This is a genomic window from Microbacterium sp. LWO12-1.2, from assembly GCF_040675875.1.
Lineage (GTDB): Bacteria > Actinomycetota > Actinomycetes > Actinomycetales > Microbacteriaceae > Microbacterium.
Genome location: NZ_JBEGII010000001.1, coordinates 1,831,385 through 1,847,486 on the forward strand (window position 1 = coordinate 1,831,385; position 16,102 = coordinate 1,847,486).

The window sequence follows — 16,102 nt, forward strand, 5'->3', positions numbered from 1 at the left end:
GCGTCAGGCTCGGCGTGGGCGGCCGGTCATGCGGTCTCGACGAACTCCATGAGTCGCTCACCGCTGCGCTCGAAGATGCGACCGCCGACCGTCGCCCCGACGGCGAGCACGACGATGCCGCTCGCGATGCCGACCCAGAAGGTCGCCGGCGCGTAGACCACGTCATCGGCGATCGTCGCGACGAACAACCAGATCGTCGGCGCGCTGCACACGATCGCTCCGATGAACGCCGCAGCCGGGCCGTACGCACCGCGCGACGTCGGTCGCTGCGGCTGCTGGAACGGACTGTCGCCCGGACGCGACACCGCATAGGGTGCCACGACCGAGACGATGCTCGAGATGCCGAGCGCGGAGAACAGCAGGCTCGCCGCGAGCCCGATCAAGGGCAGGATCAGCCGCAGGTCTCCGATGAAGACCAATGAGAGCGGAATGGCGACGGCGAGTACCGGCACCGCCACGAGAACGACGGGCACGAGACGACCGAGGCGGTCGGGGATGCCGCGCACACCGCTGGCGACGTGCGTCCACAAGGCGGTCGAGTCGTAGGCGACGTCGTTGTGCGGGAGCCAGCCGAAGAAGAGCGCCATCACCGGAACGGGGAGCAGTGCTGCGATCTCCAGCGGGACGCCTGCCACCAGGAGCGGGAACACCGTCAGCACACCCGCGACAGGAACGACGATGATGTTCATGATGTAGCGACGGTCGCGCAGCCAGTAGACGAGGCTGCGCGCGGCGATCGCGCCGAAGGCGTTGGACGGCAGCAGACCGAACCATCCGAGACCGCTGCGCTCGCGGGCGGCTGCCGGCCGCTCGGTGGTCGTGAGCAGACGCCGGACCAACCACGCCCAGAGACCCCACAGCGCCGCAACCGTGACCACCGCGACGATTCCGCCGATCCATGCCACGGTGGTGTCGCCGGCCGCGATCGCGAAGAGGAAGCCGGGAGACGCTCCGAACGGGGTGAATCCGAAGACCGCGGTGAGTGTCTCGAGAGATGCGGGAACAAGTCCGTCCCAGCGCATCGAGGCGAAGAAGACCGCGACCGGGAACGCGATGATGATCAGTGCCAGCGCGAACAGGGCCGTGAGCTCACGAGAACGTCGCTCAGGCAGGAGCAGGGCGTTGATCGCCATGCCGATGCGTGCGGTCAGCACGGTGCTCAGCAGCCCCACGATCGTCATGAGCACGGCGAGCGGCCAGGGCGCGCCGAGTGTGATGGCGACGGCGCAGACGCTCGCGTACACCGCGAGCAGCGCCAGGCTCGGCACGCTCACGAAGGCGGCGACCGTGAGCACCCACGGCATCCGGCGCTCGTCGACGCCGAAGACCGCGAACCGGCGCGGATCGAGCTGGTCCACGGCCCCCACCAGGATCGGCCCCACGAGGAAACCGATGATGATCGCGACGCCGCCGAGCACGGTGACCGTGCGGGCGACGGGAACAGGTGCCCCTGCGAGAGTGTGCACGGCGATGCAGACCGCGACGGTCACGGCGATGAGAACAGCCAGAGTGACGAGCGTTCGTCCTCGACGATCCCCGCGCAGCGATCCGATCAGGAGCGCGAGTCTCAGTCGGAGAACATGTGCAACCACTCGAGACCCTCCACTTCTCCGATACCGCCCGAGAGCTCGACGAATCGGGCCTCGAGAGTCTGGCCGGCCCGCACCTCGTCGATGGTCCCCTCTGCGAGGACCTCACCCCCGACGATGATCGCGACCCGCGAGCACACGCGCTCGACCAGGTCCATGCCGTGGCTGGACAGGATCACCGTGCCCCCATGGGCGACGTAGGCGCGAAGGATGTCGAGGATCACCGCGGATGACACCGGGTCGACCGACTCGAAGGGCTCATCGAGCACGAGGACACGGGGCGAGTGGATCATCGCTCCCGCGAGCATGAGCTTCTTGGTCATTCCCGCCGAGTAGTCCGAGACGACGCGGCTGAGCGCCTCCTGCAGGTCGAACGCCCGCGCCAGGTCAGCGGTACGCTTCTCGATCACACTCGGAGCGAGGCCGCGCAGCAAGCCGTAGTAGTAGAGCAGCTGCCGCCCGGTGAGACGATCGAAGGTGCGCAGGCGATCGGGAAGCACACCCATCACGCGCTTCGCGGCGAGCGGCTGCGAAGCCTGATCGATGCCGCAGATCGCCACCGTTCCCTCGTCCGCGCGCAGGAGACCCGCGACGATCGACAGCGTCGTGGTCTTTCCTGCACCGTTCGGGCCGACGATTCCATAGAAAGAACCGGCCGGAACAGTCAGATCGATCCCGTCGACCGCACGGTTGTCACCGAAGTGCTTCACGAGACCGCGGATGCTGATCGCGGCGGTGCCGGAGACGTCATGCACCTCGGAGACGACGCGCTCGGTGGCGCTCGCTCCGGTGTCGGTCATCTCGCGCGGCGCGTCCGCGGGGAGATCGACGGTCGGCTCATCGGCCACGTCATCCTGGACGCTCGTCCCGGATGCGGGCGCCTCAGCTCCCGAGGCGGCGTCGGCCGTCGTGTCCTCAGCCTCGATCGCGGGCTCGACAGCGGGTGCAGGTGCGGGTGCGCTCACCGTCTCGACGGGGGCGTCCAGCACCTCCACGGGCGCGACCACCGTCTCCGCGTCATCCGCAGCCTTGGCCGCCGCGGCCTTGGACGCAGCGCTCTTCGCTGCAGCGGTTCTCGCAGCCGCCGTCTTCGCCGAAGCGGTGCGTGCAGCCGCAGTGCGGGCCGTCGACTTCGTCTCCGCAGCCTTCGCTGCCGCCGCTTTTGCGGCCGCGGTCTTCGCTGCGGTGGATTTCGCAGCAGTGGTCTTCGCAGCGGTGGATTTCGCAGCAGTGGTCTTCGCAGCGGTGGTCTTCGCAGCCACTGTCCTCGCCGTCGTCGACTTCGCCGCGGCAGGGCGGGACGTCGAGCTCTGACCCCCTGCGGTCTTCGCACGCGGAGACGCGGGGGTGGTCGCTCCCGAGCGTGCCGCGGTGTTCCTCGCAGCCGCAGTACGCGCCGTCGCCGCCGTCTTCTTCACAGGTGCTGTCGTCGTCTCAGACCGCCCGGCATCAGCGTGCGTCGACGTCACGGGCTCGATCACGACCTCTGCGCTCGCGGCGGCCTTCTCGGCCGCCGATTTCGCATTCGTGCGAGCGGTGGGCGCAGTGGACGGCTTCTTCGCGGCTGCCGGCTTCTTCGTGGCGGTCGTCCGCGCCGCGGATTTTCCCGCTGCGGGAGCGCGCTTCACTGGCGGCTTCTTCGCAGCAGCAGCTCCCGTCCGGGCGGTCGTTCGCTTCGCAGTCGCCTTCGCGGGCGGGGTCTCGGGGTCGTCCACCTGGTCGGTGCGGTCGTCAGGGGAGGAAGTCACTGTTCTACGGTATCAATGAGCTGTCGCGAGCCTGTGGTTCCGCGCAACATTTCGCGGAATCGGAGAAGACTGCTCCCGAAATCAGCGTCAGCGTGCGAGTCTGTGTGTTGAGTGTGTACTCGGTCACGAAATGGCAACGGGGGCCTTCTGCCCCGTGGGTTCCCAGACTGAATCGCTAGCATGATTCTCGGCACGAAGAAGTGTCCGATCGGTGAATCGATCCTTAACACACCTTCTTTTAGGAGCACTCGTGACTCTTCAGACCGTCATCCTCGCAGCCGGCATGGGCTCGCGCCTCGGCCGCGCGCTGCCGAAGCCGCTCACCGAGCTGAGCGACGGGCGCACGATCATGCGCCAGCAGCACGACAACATCACCGCCGCCTTCGGCTCCGATGCACGCATCACCACGGTCGTCGGCTACCGCGCCGAGACCATCATCGACGCCTTCCCTACCGCGAACTACGTGCACAACGAGCGCTACGACGAGACCAACACGTCGAAGAGCCTGCTGCGCGCCCTCGGCGCGACCGGCAAGGGCGGAGTGCTCTGGATGAACGGCGACGTGGTCTTCGACCCGATGATCCTCGGCCGCGCGGTCTCGTTCATCGAGCGCGACCAGTCGTTCGTCACTGTCAACACCTCCAAGGTGAGCGATGAAGAGGTGAAGTACACGGTCACGGCCGAGGGCTTCATCAACGAGCTCTCGAAGACCGTCAAGGGCGGGCTCGGCGAAGCCGTGGGCATCAACTACATCTCGGCGGCGCACAAGAAGGCGTTCATGCGTCAGCTGCAGCGCGTCGAGGACCAGGACTACTTCGAGCGCGGTCTCGAGCTCGCGATCGCCGAAGACGGTCTGCTGCTCGAGCCGATGGACGTCTCCGACCTGTACGCGGTCGAGGTCGACTTCGCGGAAGACCTGGAGCGCGCGAACCTCTTCGTCTGAGCCGCGTGATTTCGGGAGCCGCACCCTTTCGAGGGTGCGGCTCCCTGCGTTTTCGCGGTCTGACTTCATAGGATCAGGGCATGGGCCCCAAGGTGCACAAGATCCACTCCCTCCCGGATGACTCTCCGTGGGACAAGGGGGTGCCACCCACGGGTTCTCCCGAGCATCCGATGATGGTGCGCGGCCTCGACCGGGTGCTGTCGATCCAACGCCCGCTCGTGCTCGCACACATCCGCAGCATCCGGTTGCGCAACCCGCAGGCCAGCCCCGCGGAGATCGTTCGCATCCTGGAACGTCGCTACCTCGCAGCTGTGACCACGGGAGGCGCGGCCGTCGGCGCGACCGCCGTCGTCCCCGGCATCGGCACGGGCATCACACTGGCGCTCTCCGGCGTCGAGACCGTGGGCTTCGTGGAATCCACCGCGCTCTTCGCACAGTCCGTCGCCGAGGTGCACGGCATCGCGATCGCGAACCCCGATCGCGCACGCGCGCTCGTGATGACGCTGATGCTCGGCAAGGAGGGCGTCGACCTCGTCGGCCAGCTCGCCGGTCAGGTCGCCGGTCGCGGCGGCAGCCGCTCCACCTACTGGGGCGAGCTCGTCACCAAGTCGCTCCCCCGCGCGGCGGTCGGACCGCTCGTCGACCAGCTCAAGAGCATGTTCGTCAAGCAGTTCGCCACGCGTGGCGGTGCGTCGTTCCTCGGCAAGGCCCTCCCGTTCGGAGTGGGGGCGGCGATCGGTGGTGCGGGCAACCACATCCTCGGACGTCGAGTCCTCACCACCTCGCATCGCGCCTTCGGCGCGGCGCCCATCGATCTGCCGCTCGAGCTGGAACCCGTGCCCGGCGCCGAGAAGGTCGAGATGCGCATGCTGCGCGGCGCACGCTTCGCCGGAAGCGCCGTGGCCGGTGCGGCGGGCACCGCGGCCCGAGGGATCGGGTGGGCCGGTCACAAGGTCGGCGAGCTGGCTACCCGACGCGGCAGAGACGCCGACATCGGACTCGCGGAGCGCCGCGACGACCTGAATGGCGATCACGAGCTCCCCGCCGGCATCGGAACCGACACCTCCATCGACGACTCCCGCTGATTCGCCCCGTGCGGGTCGCCAAAGGATCAGGCGACCCGTTGTGCCGAGCATCCAACAGACGGCGCCGATGCGGCGCTAGGGTGGAATCCGTGACGGACAAGCCCGACCTCTTTACCACCGCCGGCAAGATCGCGGATCTGCGCGCTCGCTATACCGAGGCCGTCGTCGACGCCGAGGAGAAGGCGAAGGCGAAGCAGCACGCCAAGGGCAAGATGACCGCCCGAGAGCGCATCGAACTCCTCGTCGACCCCGGCAGTTTCGTCGAGTTCGACGAGTACGTGCGCCACCGCACCACCGCGTTCGGCATGGATCGCTCCCGCCCCTACGGCGACTCGGTCGTCACCGGTGTCGGCACGATCCACGGACGCACGGTCGCCGTGTACTCGCAGGACTTCTCCACCTTCGGCGGCTCGCTCGGCGAGGTCGCCGGCGAGAAGATCATCAAGGTCATGGAGTTCGCCCTCGACGGCGGCATGCCCTGCATCGGCATCCTGGACTCGGGCGGAGCCCGCATCCAGGAGGGCGTCGTCGCGCTCGGCAAGTATGGCGAGATCTTCCGCCTGAACACCCGCGCATCCGGAGTGATCCCCCAGATCTCGATCATCATGGGCCCGGCAGCGGGAGGAGCGGTGTACTCCCCCGCGCTCACCGACTTCGTCATCATGGTCGACAAGACCAGTCAGATGTTCGTGACCGGCCCTGACGTCATCAAGACGGTCACCGGTGAGGACGTCGGCATGGAGGAGCTCGGCGGCGCGTACACGCACAACACGCGCTCCGGTGTCGCCCATTACCTCGCTGAGGATGAAGACGACGCGATCGACTACGCGCGCACCCTCCTCGGCTTCCTGCCGGACAACAACATGGCGGAGCTGCCCTCCTACGAGAGCGCCTTCGAGTTCGAGACGACGGATGCCGATCGCACGCTCAACACGATCATTCCCGACTCGGCGAACCAGCCCTACGACATCCACACCGTCATCGAGCACGTCGTCGACGACGGCGACTTCCTCGAGGTGCAGCCGCTGTTCGCTCCGAACATCGTGATCGGCTTCGGGCGCGTCGAGGGCCGCTCGGTGGGCATCATCGCCAACCAGCCCTCGCAGATGGCGGGAACCCTGAACATCGAGGCCGGCGAGAAGGCCAGCCGGTTCGTGCGATTCTGCGACGCCTTCTCAATTCCGATCGTCACGCTCGTCGACGTCCCCGGCTACCTGCCTGGCACGGATCAGGAGTGGACCGGCGTCATCCGCCGCGGCGCCAAGCTGCTGTACGCGTATGCCGAAGCCACCGTGCCGCTCGTGACGGTCATCCTGCGCAAGGCCTACGGCGGCGCGTACATCGTGATGGGCTCGAAGCAGCTCGGCGCCGATGTCAACCTCGCCTGGCCCACCGCCGAGATCGCCGTGATGGGCGGCCAGGGCGCGGTCAACATCCTCTACCGCGGTGAGATCAAGAAGGCCGAGGAGGCCGGCGAAGACGTCGCCGCCGTCCGCACCCGCCTGGCGAACGAGTACACGTACAACGTGGCCTCTCCGTTCCTCGCCGCCGAGCGCGGTGAGCTGGACGGGATCATCGAGCCCGCCAACACGCGCGTCTCGATCGCCAAGGCGCTGCGCGCACTCCGAGGCAAGCGCTCCTCGCTGCCCCCGAAGAAGCACGGGAACATCCCACTGTGAGCGCCCCTCTCGACGAGCAGCCCCCGGCGCTCCAGATCACGCGCGGAACCGCCACCGAGGAGGAGCTCGCGGCCCTCATCGCGGTCGTCACCGATGCGTACTCGCACGAGTCGGAGGATGCGGTGGCAGAAGAGCCGCACGTCTCGGCTTGGACGCGCACGCAGCGGTCGCTCCGCACGCCGCTGCGACGTGACATCCCCTGGGGGCGCTTCTCCGGCTGAGGACTGGCGTCAGAGCCGCGGCGCGGTGAAGCGCAGGGTCACCAGCTGGAAGGCACGCAGATCCAGCCGGGTCTCGCCCACCGTGGTGTGGTCCAATGCCGTGGCCGAGACCTCTCGCTCGATCAGATCGGTCTCGATGACCGTATCGAACGAGAACGACGGCGTCACGGTGGCCGAGGCCTTCCCGCCGTGCGCTTCGTAGAGCCGCACGATCACGTCGCCACTGCGGTCTTCCGCGAGCTTCACCGCCTCGATCACGACGGCGTCCGACGACACCTCGATCAATGGAGCGATCGGTCCCGCTCCCGTGATCTCGCGCAACGGCAGGTTGAGGCGATAGCCGTCCTGTACGGCATCGGCGATCGAGGCGCCGGGGCGCACGCTCACACGGAACGTGTGCTCGCCCTGGTCGGCCTCGGGGTCCGGATACAGCGGCGCCCGCAGCAACGAGAGCCGCACCGTCGTCGCGGTGCCTCCTCCGGAACGCGGCGTGCGCGTGATGTCGTGCCCGTAGGTCGAGTCGTTCGCGATCGATACCCCGAACCCCGGCTCCCCCACATGCACCCACCGATGCGCCACGGTCTCGAATCGCGCCATGTCCCACGAAGTGTTGGCGTGGGTCGGGCGATGCACGTGGCCGAACTGGATCTCGGACGTCGCCCGTTCCGTGTGCACGTCGAGCGGGAATGCCAGCTTGAGGAGCTTCTGGCGCTCGTGCCAGTCGACGGTCGTCTCGATGTCGAGCGCATTGCCCTCGGCCGTCAGCGTCAGAGCCTGCGTGATCCGCGAACCCCCCAGCTCGCGGACCACGCAGACGATCGCCGCCGACGCGTGCGGGACGATGTCGATCGAGACCACGTCCGTCACGTCGATGACGTGACGTCGATAATGCTCGTCGATGTCCCAGGCATCCCACCGCGTCGGCGTATCGCGATGCAGCTGCAAGAGGTTCCCCCGCTCTCCCGCCGCGATCGCCTGCCTCCCGGTCGCGCGGACGACGAGTGCCGTCACCAGGCCTGCGTTGTCGATCGAGACCGTGAGGTGCTCGTTCTCCAACACGAAGCCGTCCGTCGTCCGCGTGACCTCCGCAGAGACCCCAGTCCTCTGCACGGTGGCGATCCCCATCGCCACCGCTCCCTCCCTTGCGTAGGGTCCCGCGTTGGCGACGAGCTCGGAGTCTCCCGGACCCGCCACGGCCGCCAAGGACCCTGCGATGATGCGCTCCGTCGAGGCGAGCACCTCGGCGTAGCGACGTTCTGCCTCCCGGTGCACCCAGCCGATCGAGCTGCCGGGGAGGATGTCGTGGAACTGCTGCAGCAGCACGGTCTCCCACGCCGCCTGCAGCTCCTCGTAGGGGTACGGCGCCCCGCGGAGCGCTGCCGCCGTCGCCCAGAGCTCAGCCTCCCTGAGCGCATGCTCGCTGCGGCGGTTGCCGCGCTTGGTGCGCGCCTGAGAGGTATAGGTACCGCGATGGAACTCGAGGTACATCTCACCCGTCCACACCGGCGGATCGCTGTACTCGGCCTCCGCAGCCTCGAAGAAACCACGGGGCGACGACAGCGTGACCGTCGGCGAGCCCTCCAGCGAGCGCAGGCGGGATGCCGCCGCCAGCATCTCCCTGTTGGGTCCGCCCCCGCCGTCGCCGTAGCCGAAGGGGACCAGCGAGGTGTTCGCCGCGCCCTTCTCGGCGTACTGGCGCTCCGCCCTGGCCAGTTCTGCGGAGGTGAGCTGCGCGTTGTAGGTGTCGACCGGCGGGAAATGCGTGAAGATCCGCGTACCGTCCATCCCTTCCCATTGGAAGGTGTGGTGGGGCATGACGTTCGTCTCATTCCACGACATCTTCTGCGTCAGCATCCATCGGGATCCTGCTGCTCTGGCGATCTGCGGAAGCGCCGCCGAGTATCCGAACGAGTCAGGCAGCCACACATCGAGAGGTTCGACGCCGAACTCCTCGAGGAAGAAGAGCTTGCCCCGCAGGAACTGTCGAGCGAGCGCCTCACCACCGGGCATGTTGGTGTCGGACTCCACCCACATCCCCCCGGCCGGGTGGAAGCGCCCGGCGGCGACCGCGGCGCGGATCCGGTCGAAGAGCTCGGGCTGGAACCGCTTCATCCAGGCGTACTGCTGCGCCGACGAGGCGGCGAAGGAGAACTCGGCGTCCTCCTGCTGCAGCGAGAGCACGTTGGAGAAGGTGCGGGCGACCTTGCGCTGGGTCTCGCGGACCGGCCACAGCCACGCGGAATCGATGTGGGCATGCCCCACGGCGTGCACCGCATGGGCGGATCCGGATGCCGGTCGCGCCAGCACGTCGGCCAGAACGTCCCGTGCGTCCTGCGCTGTACCCGCGATGTCATCGGGATCGGCGACATCGACCATGCGCTCGAGCGCACGGAGGATCTCGGCATGGCGGGGGGACGAGGGCGACAACTCCCCCAGCAGTCCTCGCAGCACGGCGACATCCTGGACGAGCTCCCAGACCGTCAGGTCCCGCACCACGGCGTCAGCGCGTCGGAAGACGTAGAGCGGCTCTTCGCCTGCGGTGTCCCACTCGCCCAGCGGCGTCGGGCGGAAGTCGCGGAAGCCCTCTGCCACATCGGGGTTGGCTGCGGCCTCGAGGTAGAGCTCGATCGGATCGCCCGGCGCCCCGTCCAACGGCACATGGGCGTTGCGCGGCTCGACGGCCTTCACGATGCTTCCGTCTGGCCGGTACACGGTGCCCTCGGACTGGAACCCCGGCTCCGCAGCGCCGAACCCCAGGTCGAAGACGAGTTCGGCGCGCTGGCCGGGCTCGGCCTCCGGCACGGTCCCGCGGACGCGCACCCACATCGTGCTCCATGCCCGTCCCCAGCGGGTGCCCACGGCGAAGGGAGCGAACTCCTGTGCCACCGCGTCACTGAACGGCACCGGTTCCCCGGGCACGACCCAGGCCGCGAGCTCCAGCGCGATCGAACGGGGGTACACCGCCGGCAGCAGTCGCTCATGTTCGAAGCGGCGAATGCGCGCCTGTACGAGTTCGGAGTTGTCGTGCATCACACGCTTCCGGTCGGCGAGAGGGGATGAGAAATAATACATCGATTGGACTTATCGATGTCAAGACTTTTCTCGACCGCGTCCGCCCTCCGGCCGAAGTGTCACCGCGCGATCAGGTCTCCAAGAGCAGGTCGGATGTGCGCGGCGACAGCACAGAGTCCAGGACCACGCACGCGGCTCCCACTGCCCCGACATCGTCGCCCACCACGCTGCCGTCGACCGGCAGCGTGTGCACGGCGCGCGTCGCACTCAGCCGCTCCAGCTTCGCCGGGATCTCCTGCAGATACACGGGCGCCAACCGGGACCAGAAGGGCCCGCCCAGCACGACCCTGTCGACATCGAGCATGTTGGTCAGCGCCGCGACGAGCACCGTCATGTGCGCCGCAGCCTGCCGCAGCACCCGTTGCGCTGCCACGTCGCCCGAGGCCGCGCGATCGCACAGCAGGGTGAACCGCGTGTCGACGGCCTCGGCGTCATTGACCTCCCGATCATCCGGGAAGACGCCGGCGGCCTCGGCCTGCTCCACGATCGCCTGCGGGGTGCAGACCACCTCCACGCAGCCCCGGTAGCCGCACGTGCACGCCGGGCCGTCGGGGTCGACGATGATGTGGCCGACCTCGCCGAGGTTCCGCGAACTCCCTCGGACGACTTCACCGTCGCGGGCCAGAGCTGCGCCGATCCCTGTACCGAGGTAGATCAGCACGAACGAGTCGTCCGGAGGGGCGTGTCCTGTCCACAGCTCGCCCACTGCGGCAGCCGTCGTGTCCTTCTCGAGCGTGACCTCGAACCCCGTGGCCTCGGCGAGCACCGCCCGCAGCGGCACGCGGTGCCACCCCGGCAGCTTGGGGGGATCGATCACCGTGCCCTTCTCGGCGTCGAGGGGGCCAGGAGCCGCGACACCGACGCCCGCGATCAGATTCCGATCGACCCCTGACGCATCGATGAGGGAACCGATCGTCGCCGCCATGGCATCGACGATCTGACGCGGGTCAGCCGCAGGAGTCCGCGTCGTGACGCGCCGCACCACGGCACCGGTGAGATCGAGCAGCACGAAGGTCATCACGGCGGGATCGAGGTGGACACCGACCGAGTAGCGGCTCTCCGCGATCATGCGCAACGTGACGCGGGGCTTTCCCGGGCCGTTGATGGTTCGTCCGGCCTCGGCGATGAGACCGTCGCCGAGGAGACGACGAGTGATGTTCGTGACCGTCTGCGCCGACAGCCGCGTGGCCTCGACGAGCTCGGTTCTGCTCAGTCCGGTGCCGGACTGACGTATGGCTTCCAGGATCACCGACTGATTGAAGTCGCCCATCCGTGGAAGGTTGGTCCCGCGACGCATTCCCATCGTCCAATCCTCCCTCATCAGGGCCCGAAACGTGTCCCCCAAAATACCTACAGACAACCTTTGATCGACCGAGGAGACTAATGGGGACGCTTCGCGTTCGGCTGTTCTCTCTATCCCAGGGTAGATAGACGTAGAACGGCCACCAGCGGTCGGTTTTCGGGTAACTGACCGCATGGCGAGGGGTGGGCGGCTTCGCCGCCCCTCGCCCACTCTGCATCCTCGACTCCGACCTCCTCCCCCGGCCGGAGCCGAGGTGGGCGCGCCGTCAGTCGGCCGCGACCTCGCGCGAGATCTCGTGCCACAGGTCGACCGCGTCATCATCGCGCGATGATCCGGAGCTTGCGCGCCCGACCACCGTCACCGCGACCCGCGGATCGTTCGACGAGCGGATGATCAGCCTTCCCGCCTGTGCCTTGCGCAGCACCACGGCGAGCTCGTCCCTGATCTCAGCACGACGATCCTCCTCGACGCCGTCGAGGCCTCCCTCGTCGAAGACCGTCACGATCACGCCGCGTCGCCGCGCATCCTCGATCGCATCACGCACCGCATCGTTGAGCAGATCCGCGCCGCGCAGTTCATCGCGCAACCGCCCTTCGGCGAGACGCGCCTCCAAGCGCTCGTCGACCGTCAGGCTGCCGCGGGAGGCCACGACACGGCTCAGCACCGGCCCGGCGACGGCCAGGGCGAACTGTGTGCGCAGCCGCCTCTCGCGCTGGCGCACCAGTTGGGTCGCGTGCCACGCGGAGACCGCTTGCTGGATCTCCGCCAGCCGCGCGGTGTCGCGGATCGCCTTGTCCCAGAACAGCACGAGCAGCTGAGCGACCACGACCCACATGATCGAGCCGACCAACCCCAGGTTCAGCGCCACGCCGAATCCCAGATACCCCGCGGATGTGGCCACGAGGACGGCGACCGTCAGCCATCCGATCAGGAAGCGGCGCCGCACGACGCAGACGATGCCGAACAGACCGAGTGCGCCGATGTACCAGGTCGCGAACGGCGCTGTGCGGGCCCCCTCGTCCAGCGAGAGTGTGACCAGAGGCGGGATGAAGAGGCACGCCAGCAGGGACAGCAACGCCGCCCACAGCGGCATCCGCACCGACACCGCAGAGTCCCAGAGGATCGCGATGAGGACCACGGCCAGGTAGATGGCGATCGCTGACACCATCAGCAGCGGGGCCGTCGGCTGCACCGTCCACCAGATGGAGCGCGCGACGAAGTAGAGGGCGAACCCCACGGCGAGTGAGGTCGCGACGCTGCGCACGGTGCGGTTCATGAGCGCTCCCAGCCGAGCGTGACCGTGGTTCCCTGCGCGCCGGAGACGATGTCGGCTGTACCTGCGACACCCGCCATACGCGCGAAGATCGACGCGCTGATGCCCAGACGATCCGGACCGATCGTGTCGATGTCGAACCCTGGACCTGTGTCGGAGATCGCCACGATGATCCCCTCGTCACCCCGACCCGTTGCGACGATGTGGAGCCCGCGACCCTGCGCGTGCGCCACCGCGTTCCCGATCGCCTGTCGTGCCGCCAGCACGAGGGCGCGCGCCACCCGTCCGGGGATCAGGCCGATGCCACCGCGCTCCTCCACGATCGCGTCGGCGCCGAGCTCCGAGAGCGCACGGCGCAGCTCGATCACGATCTGCGAGATGCCGACGGGCTCGTCGCTGCCCTCCTGCGCCACCGCAGCCTCGGTGTTGGCCAGCCGGGTCAGCGCCTCGCGTGCCATCGCGACCGCGAGCTCACGGGCGCGTTCGCTCTCTGCCCGCTCCGCGGCGATGAGCGCGGCCAGGACGCTGTCGTGCATCAGCGCGGACATCGCCACGCGCTCCTCCTCCGCCGCGGCGGCCGCGGCAGCAGAGGCATAGGAAGCGACGGCACGCCCGCGCGCATCGTCGACGCCGGCCGCGACGGATCGGAACATCCATCCGAGCGCGACGATGACGACGCCGAGGATCAGCGTGAACGAGACGTCGAAGGCGGTCGTGATCCAGAAGTCGCGGGAGAAACTTCCCTGCACCAGCCGCACATACCCGTAGATGAACGGCAGCCCGGCCGCCCACGTGATCTGGAGGCGGATCGGGAAGGCGAGCATGGCCGCGACGACGCAGACGTTGACCAGGAAGAAGATCCAGGGCTGGTCGCCGGCTCCGCCCGGTGGGACGACGATCGGCCAGGCGACGAGTGCGAGCACGTAGGAGACCGCGAAGGACCCCGCCGCGATGGCGACCCACCGCCCGAGAATGCAGGCCACGAGCATCGCGGCCAGGGGGATGAAGACGACGAGGAGCACGATGATCTGCGGCACATCGCCGCGAGAGAACGATCCGACCGCTGCGACGAACGCCTGCGCGCCGAGAGTCGCAGATCCGATCGCGACCACCGTCGCGAGGATGCGCTCCATCCGCTTGCCGGTGAAGCGCTCGAACTCGGTCTCCGCGGTGCCAGGAGAAGGAATCTTGCTCCAGGCTTCGCGGATGTCGAGAGCGTCAGTGGCCACTCGGATCTCCGTCGGTCTCGACGATCCCGTCCTCCATCGCGCGACGCAGCAGGTCGACCTTGGTCGGGGCGGGGCGCCCCACATCGACGTACTTCACGCGGATGCGGGTGATGTTCTCCTTGGCAGTGGAGTAGGCGACACCGAGCCGCTCGGCCACCGCCTTGAGCGGGAGCCCGGTGGCGTACAGGCGCAGAACCTCGCGCTCACGGGTCGACAGCTGAGCGTCGCCGAAGTCACGGTCGCCGTCGACGGCGCTCGCCCACTCGACGTTGTTCAACGCTTCTCCCTGCGCCACCGTGCGGATCGCATCGAGCACGTCGTCGAGTGCCGACGACTTGCTGACCACCCCGGCAGCGCCGGCGGAAAGGGCTTCTCTGACGGCAGCAGGACGGTCTGCGACGCTGTGGATCACGACGCTCGCGCCGTCGGCGACCAGTGAGGTGACGTTCTCGGTCACAGTGGTGCCATCGCCGAGCGTGAGGTCGAGCACCACGACCTCCGCAGGTGCCGCACCCGAACTCTTGCGCCAGTCCAGATAGGAGCTGACGGAGCTTCCGGAGAAGACGACGGTCTGCGAGTCGCGCGCGAACGCGGCCTCAAGGCCGAGACGAACGGACTCGTGATCATCGATGAGGGCGACCGTACTCATCCACCCAGCCTAGTGAGTCGACAGAGCCGGGCGAGGATCCCGGTCGCCGCGCGTCACCGGGTGAGCAGGGCGACGACCTCGAAGTGGTGCGAATGCGGGAACAGGTCGAAGGAGCGCAGCGTCGTCACCTTCCATCCCAGACCGCGGAAGGTGCCAAGGTCGCGCGCGAGGGCGACGGGATCGCAGGCGACGTAGGCGATGGCCTCGGGCTCGAGTGCATGCACGCCCTCGACGACCGCGCGCCCCGCACCGGCACGAGGCGGATCGAGGACCACGGCCCCTGCTCCCGTACGGCCGGCGGCGCTCTGCAGGAAACGGTCGACGCGAGCGGTCACCGCGGTGGCCTGCAGCGGCGCGAGGTTCGCCGCCGCGTGCTGGGTCGCGCGTTTGCTGGACTCGACAGTGACGACATCCGTGGCCCCGAGATCTGCCAGGGTCGCCGCGAACAGGCCGACGCCGCCGTAGAGGTCGTAGTGGGTGCGATCCGGATCGACATGTCCGTCGAGCACGCCGTAGACCGCGCCGTCGAGGACGGAGGCCGCGCGCGGGTGGACCTGCCAGAACCCGTTCACATCCACCTGGAACCGTCGGTCGCCGACCTGCTCGTACACGACCTCGGGCTCGGGGCGGCGCCCTCCGCGGTGCACCGGGCGTGCACCGTCCTCATGGCGGATGACACGCACCTCGCCGTCGGCGGGCTCCACGAGATCGATCCGTCCCGCAGCTCCGCCCCTCAGCGCGAGAGCCGCTTCCGCCACTGCGGGACGGGCGAGCGGGTGCGAACGGACGGGGATGACGCGATGACTCCGGGCAGCGAAGGGGCCGACGCGTCCGGCATCGTCCACGTGCAGCGTGACGCGCGTGCGCCACCCCATCCCGTCACCGGATTCGACGGCTTCGACCTCTGGGGCCTCCAGACCGCCCCCCGCGAAGCGGTCGAACGCCTCCGAGAGCACCTGGCGCTTGAGGGTGCGCTGATGCGCGAGATCGATGTGTCCCAGGTCGGCACCTCCCGGACGCTCGGCGGGATCGCGCGAGATGTCCGCCTCTGGCCAGATGTGCGCACGGCGATGCGGCGAGGCATCGAGGATCTCGATCGCCTCCGCCCGCCAGAAGCTGCGACTGTCCGCCGCGTCGTCCTTCGGGTCGATCAGCCGAGCGCGGACGCGCTCGCCCGGGATGGCGTCGGAGACGAACACGACGCGTCCCTCATGGCGGGCGACGAAGGTCCCACCGTGCGCGATCCCGGTGATGTCGAGTTCGAGCACGTCGGCAGAGGAAGAAGTCATTCTTCGAGGATACGGTGGTGCA

14 protein-coding genes are annotated in these 16,102 nt (G+C 68.4%); 6 read left to right on the plus strand and 8 right to left on the minus strand.

The genetic code is table 11. From position 1 onward, the window contains the following. Positions 1–26: 26 nt before the first annotated feature. Complete coding sequence (locus tag MRBLWO12_RS08800; RefSeq protein WP_363554610.1) at positions 27–1,592, minus strand: hypothetical protein; 1,566 nt, start codon at positions 1,590–1,592, stop codon at positions 27–29. Next, a complete protein-coding gene (locus MRBLWO12_RS08805) occupies positions 1,568–2,596 on the minus strand; it encodes an ABC transporter ATP-binding protein (RefSeq protein ID WP_363554612.1) in 1,029 nt (342 codons plus the stop codon). The genes MRBLWO12_RS08800 and MRBLWO12_RS08805 overlap by 25 nt, the downstream gene beginning before the upstream one ends. 37 nt (positions 2,597–2,633) lie before the next feature. Between MRBLWO12_RS08805 and MRBLWO12_RS08810 the strand changes: the two genes are divergently transcribed. From MRBLWO12_RS08810 to MRBLWO12_RS08835, 6 genes are all read left to right on the plus strand, one after another. After that, on the plus strand, positions 2,634–2,903 hold the full coding sequence (locus tag MRBLWO12_RS08810; protein WP_363554614.1) for a hypothetical protein: 270 nt from the start codon (positions 2,634–2,636) through the stop codon (positions 2,901–2,903). Between the two features lie 33 nt (positions 2,904–2,936). Then, on the plus strand, positions 2,937–3,356 hold the full coding sequence (locus tag MRBLWO12_RS08815; RefSeq protein ID WP_363554616.1) for a hypothetical protein: 420 nt from the start codon (positions 2,937–2,939) through the stop codon (positions 3,354–3,356). 231 nt (positions 3,357–3,587) lie between these two features. Beyond that, on the plus strand, positions 3,588–4,280 hold the full coding sequence (locus MRBLWO12_RS08820) for an NTP transferase domain-containing protein (RefSeq protein ID WP_363554618.1): 693 nt from the start codon (positions 3,588–3,590) through the stop codon (positions 4,278–4,280). 80 nt (positions 4,281–4,360) lie between these two features. After that, positions 4,361–5,365, plus strand: coding sequence for a hypothetical protein (locus MRBLWO12_RS08825; protein WP_363554620.1), 1,005 nt, complete (start codon positions 4,361–4,363; stop codon positions 5,363–5,365). An 89-nt stretch (positions 5,366–5,454) separates the two neighbouring features. After that, positions 5,455–7,044, plus strand: coding sequence for an acyl-CoA carboxylase subunit beta (locus MRBLWO12_RS08830; protein WP_414685463.1), 1,590 nt, complete (start codon positions 5,455–5,457; stop codon positions 7,042–7,044). Continuing rightward, the gene (locus MRBLWO12_RS08835) at positions 7,041–7,265 is read left to right on the plus strand and encodes an acyl-CoA carboxylase subunit epsilon (RefSeq protein WP_363554624.1); all 225 of its coding nucleotides are present in this window, start codon (positions 7,041–7,043) and stop codon (positions 7,263–7,265) included. Before MRBLWO12_RS08830 ends, MRBLWO12_RS08835 begins: the two co-directional genes overlap by 4 nt. A 9-nt stretch (positions 7,266–7,274) precedes the next feature. Here MRBLWO12_RS08835 and MRBLWO12_RS08840 read toward each other — a convergent pair whose 3' ends face one another. The 6 genes from MRBLWO12_RS08840 to MRBLWO12_RS08865 all read right to left on the minus strand — a co-directional run bounded on the left by MRBLWO12_RS08840 (position 7,275) and on the right by MRBLWO12_RS08865 (position 16,080). Continuing rightward, complete coding sequence (locus MRBLWO12_RS08840) at positions 7,275–10,295, minus strand: alpha-mannosidase (protein WP_363554626.1); 3,021 nt, start codon at positions 10,293–10,295, stop codon at positions 7,275–7,277. A gap of 112 nt (positions 10,296–10,407) precedes the next feature. Continuing rightward, on the minus strand, positions 10,408–11,607 hold the full coding sequence (locus MRBLWO12_RS08845; RefSeq protein ID WP_363558569.1) for an ROK family transcriptional regulator: 1,200 nt from the start codon (positions 11,605–11,607) through the stop codon (positions 10,408–10,410). A gap of 298 nt (positions 11,608–11,905) precedes the next feature. Further along, entirely contained in the window at positions 11,906–12,916 is a 1,011-nt protein-coding gene (locus MRBLWO12_RS08850; protein ID WP_363554628.1) for a hypothetical protein, read from the minus strand. After that, entirely contained in the window at positions 12,913–14,142 is a 1,230-nt protein-coding gene (locus MRBLWO12_RS08855) for an ATP-binding protein (RefSeq protein ID WP_363554630.1), read from the minus strand. Before MRBLWO12_RS08855 ends, MRBLWO12_RS08850 begins: the two co-directional genes overlap by 4 nt. Then, positions 14,132–14,791 carry a response regulator transcription factor gene (locus MRBLWO12_RS08860; RefSeq protein WP_141871315.1) on the minus strand — a complete coding sequence of 220 codons (660 nt, stop codon included), beginning with the start codon at positions 14,789–14,791 and terminating at the stop codon, positions 14,132–14,134. Before MRBLWO12_RS08860 ends, MRBLWO12_RS08855 begins: the two co-directional genes overlap by 11 nt. Before the next feature lie 53 nt (positions 14,792–14,844). Further along, complete coding sequence (locus MRBLWO12_RS08865; RefSeq protein ID WP_363554632.1) at positions 14,845–16,080, minus strand: class I SAM-dependent RNA methyltransferase; 1,236 nt, start codon at positions 16,078–16,080, stop codon at positions 14,845–14,847. Positions 16,081–16,102: the final 22 nt, after the last annotated feature.

Excerpts from the sequence above, each read along its gene's own strand:
- MRBLWO12_RS08825 (WP_363554620.1), top strand. The coding sequence starts at position 4,361 with ATGGGCCCCAAGGTGCACAAGATCCACTCCCTCCCGGATGACTCTCCG.
- MRBLWO12_RS08840 (WP_363554626.1), bottom strand. The coding sequence starts at position 10,295 with ATGCACGACAACTCCGAACTCGTACAGGCGCGCATTCGCCGCTTCGAA.
- MRBLWO12_RS08845 (WP_363558569.1), bottom strand. The coding sequence starts at position 11,607 with ATGGGCGACTTCAATCAGTCGGTGATCCTGGAAGCCATACGTCAGTCC.
- MRBLWO12_RS08850 (WP_363554628.1), bottom strand. The coding sequence starts at position 12,916 with ATGAACCGCACCGTGCGCAGCGTCGCGACCTCACTCGCCGTGGGGTTC.
- MRBLWO12_RS08860 (WP_141871315.1), bottom strand. The coding sequence starts at position 14,791 with ATGAGTACGGTCGCCCTCATCGATGATCACGAGTCCGTTCGTCTCGGC.
- MRBLWO12_RS08865 (WP_363554632.1), bottom strand. The coding sequence starts at position 16,080 with ATGACTTCTTCCTCTGCCGACGTGCTCGAACTCGACATCACCGGGATC.